The organism is Acidovorax sp. GW823-FHT01C06 (assembly GCF_058798375.1).
Genome location: NZ_JBXAKN010000021.1, coordinates 1 through 1,564 on the forward strand (window position 1 = coordinate 1; position 1,564 = coordinate 1,564).

At 68.7% G+C, this 1,564-nt stretch carries 1 protein-coding gene and 1 pseudogene; both read left to right on the plus strand.

What is annotated here, in order from left to right; genetic code table 11:
- A pseudogene (locus tag AC1RCS_RS24885) lies at positions 1–356 on the plus strand (methyl-accepting chemotaxis protein); the annotation flags it as partial.
- A gap of 360 nt (positions 357–716) precedes the next feature.
- On the plus strand, positions 717–1,564 hold an 848-nt coding region (locus AC1RCS_RS24890), incomplete at its 3' end, for an MCP four helix bundle domain-containing protein (protein WP_492246551.1).

Below are 1,564 nucleotides of genomic sequence, written 5' to 3' on the forward strand. Positions count from 1 at the left end.
ACGCGGCGCTGGTGGAAGAGTCCACCGCCGCTGCAGCCTCGATGCGCGACCAGGCGCAGAGGCTGGCCGAGGTGGTGGCCATGTTCAACGTGGGGGCCGTGGCCAGCCGGGCTCCCGCTGCGCCCACCCGTTCCGCGCCACCCGCCATGGCGCCGAGGCCCGCCCCCGCCGCCAAGGCCCGCGTGGGTACCAGTGCCAGCGGCAAGCCCGCGGCCAGCGCCAAGGCGCCAGCGGCCGCGCGGCTGTCTTCCCCCGCGCCGGCCGCCGCCCCCAAGGCGGCTGCCCCGGCACCATCTCACCCACCGGCGCCACGCGCCACCTCGGGAGGCAACGACGATGAGTGGGAAAGCTTCTGATCCGGGGTGGAGGCCCTGGCCGCTGCCGAACTGATTGCTCTCGAAATAATAGCTGAAGGCGCTTGAACATCAAGCGCTGGAGGCCGTTTTTTGCAAGAACAGGCGCCAGGAGGCGCTGGCGCCCTGACTCTTGCCTCCCCCGTTCCACCTCTGTGCCCCGTTTGCGCCGCTCGCGGTCCGTGCCCGGCGTGCGCCCGCGTGGCCGCCGGTGGGGAATGCGGGTTTCTCCCGGTGAGGTGCTGGCGTGGCGGCGCGCCGGGCTGGCGTAGGCTATGGGTTGTTTGCTGATGTAATCGGATGTTTCCCTGGCGAACCTCGCCTTGCATGAAAACACTACAGATCCACGAGGAAGAACAACCCATGCAACTCGACAATATCCGCGTTTCCCGCAAGCTGTGGGGCGCATTTCTGGGCCTGATGATCGGCATGCTGCTGCTCTCGGGCTTTGCCCAGAACCGGGCCAACAGCTCCATGTCCTCGGCGATCGACGCCGTCGTGGACATCGAGGGGCGCATCTCCGCCGCCGTGCGCTGGCGCGGCGCCACCGAGACGGCCGTCACCATGGTCATGGGCGGCGCCGTGACCACGGATGCCGTGCTGGCCGAGCAGTATGGCGCCAAGGTCAAGGAGATCATCGGCAACATCAACAAGGTGCAGGAAGGCATCGTGGCCTCGGCCACCGCCCCCGAGGAAAAGGCTGCGCTGGACAAGGTGCTGGAGGCCCGCAAGGCCGTGCTGGCGGCCACCGCCAAGACCTGGGAGCTCAAGGGCGCCGGCGACGCCGTGGCGACCCAGCGGTTCGCCGACAACGAATTCGCCCCCCTGGTCACCAAATACCTCAAGGCGCAGGACGACTTCGTCGCCACGCTCGAGACGCGCCGCGACGCCATCCGCGCCGACGCCTCGGCGCGCCGCGTGGAATACGCGATCTGGGGAGTCATCACCTCGCTGGTGCTGATGGCCGTGGGGCTGTTCCTGGCCTGGAAGCTGGTGCGCTCCATCACCCTTCCGTTGGATGAGGCGGTGAACACCATCGACGCCATCGCGGCGGGCGACCTCACCCAGGAGCTGCAATCCGTCCGCAAGGACGAGTTCGGCCACATGCTGCGTTCGCTGTCGGCCATGTCGGCACGCCTTCGCGGCGTGGTGAGCGAGGTGCGCTCGGGGGTGGACTCGGTGTCGTCGGCGTCGATCCAGATCGCCAACGG